We start from the raw sequence: 8908 nt of genomic DNA, 5'->3' as shown, positions 1-8908 counted from the left end.
GTCTGCGCACCGGAACCCTGAAAAGGCGCTCCCTCATCCTGACCAAGCCAGACGACGGCAACATTCTGCGGCGTGAGGCCCACAAACCACGCGTCACGTACGCCCGGCATGTGCGGAAATCGTCGCTGCGTCTCTGGCGTCGATTGCACCGTACCGGTCTTGCCGGCAATTGGAAAGGGCAAGTACGTAGGATCGCTCTGCCGGCGGCGGCCAATGTACTTTACGGTGCCATCCTCATCTTCGTCGAAAACATATTGCATCAACTTGATCGCGCCGGCGCAGGCCGCGGCCGAGAGCGTCTGATCGCCGACGTTTTCCTGTTCGTTCTGCCAGAGCACCTCGCCCTCCGGACCTTCTACGCGCAGCACCAGACGGGGATAGATCACTCGCCCGCCATTGACCAGCAGCGCATACAGTCGGGCCAGTTCCAGCGGCGTGACTTCTCCAGAACCGAGGGCCAGGCTGAGATTGGGCTGAAAACGATCGCGCGCCTCCAGATAGCCCATATCCAACGAGGAGATCATGGCATTGCGGAAGGTCGAAACGCCGAGGTTGTGAAGCGTCTGCACCGCCACCGTATTGACCGATCGCGCCACGGCGCGGCGCAGCGGGATCGATCCCAGGTAGCCGCGGTACCAGTTGCGCGGCTCGTAACCGCCAATGTTGATGTGCTGATCGACGACTGTTGAATTGACCTGCAGCGTTCCCTCATCAAGCGCCACCGCATACAAAAAGCCCTTAATCGAAGATCCCGGCTGACGCAACATGCTCCAGACGCGCTGGGTCATCACTCCTTCGGAAACGCCGTAACCGCCGACAACGGCGCGAATATCGCCAGTGCCGGCCTCCAGCGAAATCAAAGCGCCGTTCAGCCGACGGGCGATGCGTTCCAGACGTTCCGCATCAACGGCCTGGTTGGCCATCATTCTGCTGCGCGCCTCTTCTACCTTCTTGCGCACCGCTGTCAGCGCCGCCGCCTGTTGCGCTGCGTCGATGGTAGTGTAGACGCGCAATCCGCCAGCACGAATCACATCTTCGCCAAGCGATTCGCGCAGCTCCTCATGCAGAAAATTCTTCACATACTCGTTTGCTGTCGGCGCAGCATTGAAGCGAAAATCGCGGCTGGCGCCGTAGAGGCCAACCTGACCGGGATCGCCGGCTGGCGCATCGATCTGGTAGCCGCGCACAAATTGTTGCAAGCTCAGGTTGCGCTCGCGCTCGCTCAACTGTCCCTGTTCGACCAGGGCGTCCAGCACCAGGCGCTGCTTTTTCACGGAAAGTTGAATATTGTTCAACGGGCTGTAGGCCACCGGACTTGGAAAAAGCCCAACGATCATCGCCGCTTCGGCGGCGCTCAGCTTTTCCGGCGGCTTGCGAAAATAGAACCAGCTGGCTTCCTCCGCGCCGATGCGCCCCTCGCCCATGTAGATTTTGTTCAAATAGAGACAGAGGATCTCTTCTTTGCTCAGCTCGGACTCGATCAATCGCGCCGCCATCGTTTCGTAGAGTTTGCGGAAGAGCGAACGCGAGCGATCTGTAAAGAGGTTCCTGGCCAACTGCTGTGTGATCGTGCCGCCGCCCTCGCGGAAGGAAAAGCTGGTCAGATTGTTGACCATCGCACGGGCGATGGCGCGCATCGAATAGCCGCCGTGCGTATAGAAGTCGCGGTCCTCCGAGGATACTGCAGCCCGATTCAGCCATGTCAATCGCGAACAGGACTGGACGCTCATCCGCGAGCCGCGCTCTGGCAGGTATTCGCCTATTAGTTTTCCATCGTAGCCAAAGATTTGAATTGGCGGCTTGCGCTCGCTTTGCCCCTGTCCATACAGCCACTGCTTGTACTGCTGCAACTCGCCAAGCAGTCGCGAACGATCATTGAGGTAGATCCCGCAAACGACGCCGCTGTAGCCGGCAAGGCCGACGAAGGCGACAATCGCCCCGCGCACCGCCAGCCCTTTCCAGCGCGGCGCCAGCCAGCGCAAGGCCGGCCCCACACTGACCAGAAGCTGTTGCAGAATGGGTTCCAGATTGCGCCAGTAAAAGCGCTGAAGTGAGAGCCATAGATCGCGAAGTTGATTCATTGCTTGCTCTGACCGGGCGTTATCGCCAACTGCTGGTTCCGCTTTTTTCAAATTGCATGCGCAGCAATTCTGGCAGCGGAAAATTAGGAGTGTTCAGGGCGCCCTCGCCGGCGATGTGAAAACGCGCACTGCCGCGGCGGGCGGCGCTAATAATCGCCGCGCCCAGTGAAACCAGAGGCAAGGTTGTACGCACTGTGGCGATCGATTCGCGTCCTTCATTGCGAATGTCTTCTGCGGCGCCGTTGAGGAAAGGAGTATTCTCCAGTGATAGGTCGTAGTTGAGCGAATTGACCTGCAGCGCTGCGCCGGCGCGGTTGAGAATGCTGAGATCAAAGGACACGCCGAGCGTTGGATTCAGACCAAGCTCTGGAGCAGTCAGTTGAAAATTGCGCAGCTCCACTTCCGGTTTTAGCGCCGGAATTTGCTGCTGGATCTGGATTGGGATCGAAAGCGAATCGGGTAAAATGGACAACGCCTGCGGCCGACGGTCGCCGGCGGGCAGTGTGACATTGAGCGCGCCGCTGAGCCCCAGGTTCATGGTCTCGCTCTGTCCGACCTGGCTGTAAGCGGCAGCCAGACCGGCAAAGGGGATTTCCACATCGAATGCAGCCGCGGCTGAAGCGTTGGCCGGAATGCCCTGTGCAAAGCTGGTCTTGATGCGGCTGAATTCGCTATTTTCCAGACGAAGCCGGGCGTCCACGCTGCCAGCCGGAATTTGAATCGGATAGTGATTGATCACTCGCGTGTGCAGCTTGAGCCTCAGCGACTCTGGCGAGATGCCTGTGAACTCAACGCGTTCCAGCTTGAATTCGGGACTGCTGAGCCCGCCGCTCAAACTATCCAGAGCGGCGCAACGCGGCAAGAGACCAAGCCACAAGATCAAGAGCGTAGGAAGTGTCAGAATTCGGCGCAACATGCCATAGCGCTCCGGCCAGCGCCGCTGACGTCAATCACATGGCAGTTACGCCGCCGTCAACGACCAGCACGTGCCCGGTAACATAGCTGGACAGATCGCTGGCCAGGTAGAGGGCGGCGCCGACGATGTCTTCCGGCTGTCCCATCCGATTCATAGGAATCTGGCCCAGCAGCTTTTCACGCACCGCCGGACGCTTCTTGATCATCTCTGTCATATCAGTATCGATAAAGCCCGGCGCAATGGCATTGACCCGAAAGCCGGCGGAGGCCCACTCCACAGCAAGGGCGCGCGTCGTCTGAATCACTGCACCCTTCGTTCCACAGTAGACGCCGGCCAGCGGGGCGCCCACCAGGCCAAGTACCGAGGCCATATTGATAATGACGCCGCCGCTGCGTCGCTGGGCCTTGTAGTAGGCCTGGCAGGCGCGAAACACTCCCTTGAAGTTGGTGTTGATGATCATGTCCATTTCGCCCTCTTTCATTCCGCCTGAGGGAGTGTTGGATGCAACTCCGGCATTGTTCAACAAGCAGTCCAGGCGACCGTGGCGGGCGACAATCTCCTCGATCACAGCAGCGACTGCGCCTGGCTGACTTACATCAGCTGCGCGGCCGTGCATTCCGGCGGCCGCCATCCAATCCAGCGAAGACTCGGCGCGCGCCGTTCCATAGACAGTGGCGCCGTGGCGGCCAAAGCCCTCGGCAATTGCGCGACCAATGCCGCGGCTGGCGCCGGTAATCAGTATCGTCTTATTTTCAAAGGAGATCAGTGGAACGGACATTGATTCAATGGCCCGACGCAGCTCGGTCAGCGTCAACGAAAGTAAGTTCTCATGATGCCGGCGTCGTCAAAGCGAATGACGCCGGCCGGGCCCGCCGCAGTCTGACCGGCGGACACAGGGACGAACTTCATGCACGCAATGGCGATGTTCCTGTACTTTGCCGGTCTGGCTTCGCAGTTGGCCAGTCTCTCGCCTCACGCCCTGGCCTGCTATGGCGAACAGGGCAGTCAGGTGCTCGCTGCCGCACAGATCGGCACGCCGCTGGGCGCCTTCTTCTTTGGCTGGCTCTCCGACCGATTGCGACGAGTCCGCTCGCTGGCGCTCGGCTGCCTGTGTCTGGCGGCGCCGTTGCAGGCGCTTGCCTTTTCGGGTTCAGCCTCCCTGGGCGCCGCAATGCTCTGGACCTTTTTGCTTCGCGCCATACTGGCCGGCGCCTTTCAATTGATATCCATTGGCGCTCTGGAAGCGGCGGGAAATGAAAGCTTTGGACGCATCCGTAGCAGCGGCACCATCGGCTTTCTCTTTGCGCAGACTTTGCTCTGGCTGCTCTCCGGGCCGTTTGAAGCATGGCTACACTGGCAGTCGCCAGCGCAGTTTGGCCGCTCGGGCGCTCTCTTCTATATTTTCGCGCTGGCCCCCGCTTCGCAACTGGCCGCCAGACGTCTTGGCAATGAGACCTACTACTTCCGGGAGGCGCTGCGGCGACTGACTGACGGACCGATTCTATACTTTACCGCACTGGCCTTTCTCTTCTTCAGCGCCTACCAGGCCACCGATAACTATGTAAGTCGCTACTACGAGCTGCGCCATGGAATGGATGCCGTCTTTCTGTCGTGGATCGTCGCCGTTGGTCCAGAGATTGTGCTTCTGCTCTACATCTCTCGGCTTGAACAAAACTTTGGACTGCGCGCTCTATTTCTGATGGCGGCGCTATGCGGAATGCTGCGCTTCCTGTTGCTGGCTGCCAACACCGGCCAGGATTCGGCCCCTATCTACGCCGCGGCGCAGCTGCTGCACAGCTTTCACTTTGCCTGTCACTACATGGCAGCGATCTATTTCTTGCGACGCCACGTCCCCGGTCACTTATATGGATCGGTGGCCGGTCTGTATGGCCTGCTGGCCCAGAGTCTGGGGGGCATCAGCGGAAACCTGGCATACGGACAACTACTCTATTCCGCCCCGTTTGTCGGCGACGGCAATTACGGCGGTTTTAGCGCATTGTTTTTGTTGGCGGCGGCAAGCAATCTGCTGCTTCTCCCGGCCTACTTCTGGCTGCAGACCGGGGACGGGAAGGTCCAGGATCCGCACAAAAACTGAAAAAGGCTGGCAGCGGGCCTCGCGCTCGATCGGATGCAACCCAATCGTGGCTACGACGACCGAAGAAATCGCGGGATTCTGGCGGCGACAGCTGCACCGCCTCAGACGGCCGCTGCTTGTTCTGGCCTTGCTTGTCGTTCTCTACCAGGCGCTGCTCTACCCTGCTGTAACACGCGCTCTGCTGACTGGCGCTGTCGGCAAATTTACCAATGGGACTCTGGAACTCGAGGTACAGCGCTCCAGCCTGCTTTACGGCTTCGATTTCAAGAACGTTCGTCTTGGTTTGCGCGACGGCGCTCCGCTGTTCCAGGCCGACCGCCTGCGCCTGGCGTGGTTTTTGCCTGGCGCACTGGCCGGGCGCATCGGGGTGCGCGAACTGCTGCTGGATCGGCCTCGATTTTTTATTCATGAGAAGGACGGTCAGCTAAACTGGGCGCGGCTGCTCTCGAGTTCGGCGCCGCGGGAAGAAGAGCCGCGCTCCGGGGAACGGCTGCGGGCGATACGCACTTACTTTACCTTGCAGGCCTACTTCAACCTGCGCATTCAGGATCTACAAATTCACTATCTGGCAGAGCGGCCCAACTCGCGTACCGAAGCGCGCATTTCCAACGTCGACCTGTTTCTGGCGTTTGTGACCCATGAGTTTGATTCCATTCCGCTGCATCCTGGCGCGATCGACCTGTTTGAAACATTCCTGCTGGCGCTCAATCCGACGCGCCCGATTCAGATTGAACTGCAAGGCGCGCGTCCGCTGCAGGGCGCCCTCAAGGCCAGCTGCTATCTCTACCGCGACGGTCGCGCCGGCGCACAGGAATTTGCAACGCGCATGAATCTGGACGCCAGTCGCCTGAACGTCGGCGGGCGCGCTCTGGGATTGAACATTTACTATGACATTGCCTATGATGCGCCGGGCGACCGCCTGCTGGTGCGAGGGATGGAGGTGCGGAACTACGGCGAACGCTGGCTGGCCCTGCGCGCCGAAGCAATCAATGCCAGTTCGCCTGGCCGAAGACTGAATCTGGAACTGTTGCCTTCGCGCATTCCGCTGGCAGATGTTGGGCGTACGCTGGCCGCGCTCAGCGGAGCGGAGCGGGCGCCAATCAATGGCAATTCCCTCTACATAGATCATTTCAGTTTGCGCGGCCGGATGGATCGTCTGCTTCTGGAAAGCAAACTTCGACTGGATGACCTGCGTTTCGGCGGCGGTCCTTTGCAACGAATTGAGCGCGCTGCGGTGGATCTCAGCGCCGAATTGGATCTGTACCGGGCCTTGCCAGTGCTGGAACCCCCGCCCAACTACCGCCCTCACCCTGGCCTTATTTTTGGCAGCTTTTACCGCCTGGTGGCCCCGGAAATTTCCGTCGCTTACAATCAAGCGCGAGCCGCCGGCGCCGCAACGATGCTTCCGGACAGCGGCATCAAAATGAGTTTGCGCATTGAAAATCTCAACCTGGCTCGATTCGCTCCGCAGGCGGCGGCTGGCATGCTGGAAGCTCGTCTGGAAGCTTCCTCCAGTACGGATTTCAGCAGACTGGGCCTGCAGGGCCAGCTGCGCCTGACTCAGGCGCGCTATTTCATCGGCCGATCCCGTTCGGGTTTGCATACGCTCTCGCTGAATCTCGGCGGCCAGTTGCACCTGAAGGATGGTCTCACCGAAATCGAGGTGGATCGGCTTCGCCTTGATACGCGCAGTCCAGAGGGGGCGCCAATGGCCCTGCTGGATGCCGCCGGTCGTATGGCTTTTTCCGGGGGCCGACAGACCTACGACCTGAAGGTTCGCGAACTTGATCTGGTGTATTCCAATTTGCATCCGGCGCTGCCCGGCCAGCTTCGATATAGTCTTCAACCATTGAAACTTTATCTATCTCGCGGCGCCAGCCTCAAGCTACAGGCTCGCTACGAACGCACGGCCACGCGTTCCGACTTGCGCGCCAGCGGGCAGCTGGCTGTCCCCTTCTTGAAGCTGAACGATCTGAGTTTTCAAGCCGGCATGGATTTTTCGCCAGAGCGGACGCACATTGAATCCTTGCGCATCGACGGTTTGAAAGGGGCCCTCGCGATTCGCGCGCAGGGCGAACTGAACCGAAGCGGAGGCGTATTGCGGCCGGCCCTGCGCGCCTCGCTGCGCATAGCCCAGGACGAATTGATTCCGATTCACGAAAACATCGCCCTTGGCGGCGCCCTCTCGCTTGATGCCCAGGTCGATGCTGAAAGAGTCCGCGGCAAATTTGGCGCCAGCAACCTCAACGTTCACTATACCAGCGGCGACTGCAGCTCATTTGAAAATCGAGGATGCACGGCCTTCTTTATCAATCGAATGAATGCCGAACTGCCCTTTGAACACAGTTTGCGCTATGCGCCGGCGACATCCGGCTCCGCTGAAAGCGACTATTTCAACGCCTATGGCCGCAGCGGAGCGCCCAACTTCACCGTCGTTTCCGTAGCTTCCAATCGCACGCCCAACGGGCAGATTGCGCCGGGTTCTTACTATTATCTGGGATCGCCGGCCGGCGACTCCGGACTTCAGGCGCGCATCCAGTACGCCAGCAACACGGTCTTTTTGCACTGGCTGCGACTTGCCGCCTACCGCCGACTCAGCGATTCTACGCCCCCGGCCTCGGCCTCGGCCCCGGCCAGCGCCTGGGCGCCCAACGGCTTGATCGATGGTCGCAGCATCTTCTTCCGCCTTGCCGATCTGAAGCCGGCGCACATGGCCTTTGCCGCCAATCTGCAAATCAAGAACCTCGATTTGCAGCCGTTCCTGCCACAAACGCGCAGCAACTACGATGGGGTTGTCAGCGCCGATATCAAGGCCGGCTCGCCGAATCTGGGCGACGCACTCTATTCCACGCAGGCGCAGCTCAATGTATTCCGAATCAGCCGCGAATTCAGCGGCTTTGCCACCCGCGTTTTGATGCCTGGTTCGGTCGCTTTTCTCGTCCGCAACACTGTAGAAGTGCCAAGTATTCGAGTTGAATTGCGGGGCGGATTGGTTTATTCCTACATTGGCGTCCGCCGCGGCGGCTTGTTTCCGGGTCTGGTGATTGCACCCGGCGAAGAGGAGATCAAGCAGGAGCGAATGCCTCTGGCCCAATTTCTGGAAAGGGCCCGCAGCGAGGTTCAGGACTTTCCGGAACGCGGAGCAGGAGGCGATGGTGCGTAGCTACAACCTACTACAATGGATGGTCGGCGCGCTTTGCGTAGTCTTCGTCGGCTGCAGCGCGCTGGAGTCGGTCCGCGAACCGGCCATGAAATTCTTGCGTCGAGGCTCCTGTATTTCTGTCGATCTGCCGCCCATTACGCTAACGCCCGCACGTACTGCCGCTGAGCGTCAGCTGATTGGCGAAGAGGGCGAAATCGAAGAGGATGGCTGGCTGATTGCGTCATCACAAAGCGCGCCGTACTACCTGCCGCAGGGCGGCCAGACGACGGCAGTTGCGACGGCAGAGCGTCGATATCAGATTGAGCAGGGCGTTCTTGGATTTTACCGCGAACCAATGCTGCGCTACCGTTCCGAGGGGATACTCGGAGAATCCTATGACGGTCGCCTGTTATTGGTTCCAGATTCCGTAGGCTCTCGTCGCGACGGCGTACGCTGGCAGGAAGAGATAGAGACGGCGCGCGCCATTGCCGAAGAGGTCAACCGGGCGCGCGACTGGATCATCGGTTATGATCGCGCACAGGCTGATGCCCGCGGCGATCGCGACGCGGCGGAGCGCGAAGCTACAGCTCGTCGACGCTATTATGAGGAGGCGCAAGCGCGCTCGGGAGAATGGATCTATACGCGCGACCGACGCTGGCAAAGAATTCGCTAAA

General features: G+C 59.8%; 6 protein-coding genes. 3 read left to right on the top strand and 3 right to left on the bottom strand.

The genetic code is table 11. From position 1 onward, the window contains the following. The 3 genes from K1X75_13075 to K1X75_13065 all read right to left on the bottom strand — a co-directional run. The coding region (locus tag K1X75_13075) for a transglycosylase domain-containing protein (GenBank protein ID MBX7058991.1) at positions 1 to 2081 on the bottom strand (2081 nt) is incomplete at its 3' end. 19 nt (positions 2082 to 2100) lie between these two features. Continuing rightward, positions 2101 to 2997 carry a hypothetical protein gene (locus tag K1X75_13070; protein ID MBX7058990.1) on the bottom strand — a complete coding sequence of 299 codons (897 nt, stop codon included), beginning with the start codon at positions 2995 to 2997 and terminating at the stop codon, positions 2101 to 2103. A 34-nt stretch (positions 2998 to 3031) separates the two neighbouring features. Next, complete coding sequence (locus tag K1X75_13065) at positions 3032 to 3775, bottom strand: glucose 1-dehydrogenase (GenBank protein MBX7058989.1); 744 nt, start codon at positions 3773 to 3775, stop codon at positions 3032 to 3034. Positions 3776 to 3904: 129 nt separating this feature from the next. On the opposite strand from K1X75_13065, the gene K1X75_13060 reads away from it, so the two are divergent. From K1X75_13060 to K1X75_13050, 3 genes are read left to right on the top strand one after another with little or no spacing between them, the layout of a single operon-like run. Continuing rightward, positions 3905 to 5092 (top strand): MFS transporter, encoded by a 1188-nt coding sequence (locus K1X75_13060; protein MBX7058988.1) that lies wholly within the window; start codon positions 3905 to 3907, stop codon positions 5090 to 5092. Between the two features lie 46 nt (positions 5093 to 5138). Next, on the top strand, positions 5139 to 8255 hold the full coding sequence (locus K1X75_13055; GenBank protein ID MBX7058987.1) for a hypothetical protein: 3117 nt from the start codon (positions 5139 to 5141) through the stop codon (positions 8253 to 8255). After that, positions 8245 to 8907 carry a hypothetical protein gene (locus K1X75_13050; protein ID MBX7058986.1) on the top strand — a complete coding sequence of 221 codons (663 nt, stop codon included), beginning with the start codon at positions 8245 to 8247 and terminating at the stop codon, positions 8905 to 8907. The genes K1X75_13055 and K1X75_13050 overlap by 11 nt, the downstream gene beginning before the upstream one ends. The last annotated feature ends 1 nt before the right edge of the window (position 8908 follow it).

Source organism: Leptospirales bacterium, from assembly GCA_019694655.1.
In the GTDB taxonomy this organism is placed as follows: domain Bacteria; phylum Spirochaetota; class Leptospiria; order Leptospirales; family Leptonemataceae; genus SSF53.
This window is presented reverse-complemented; position numbering and strand designations above follow the sequence as displayed.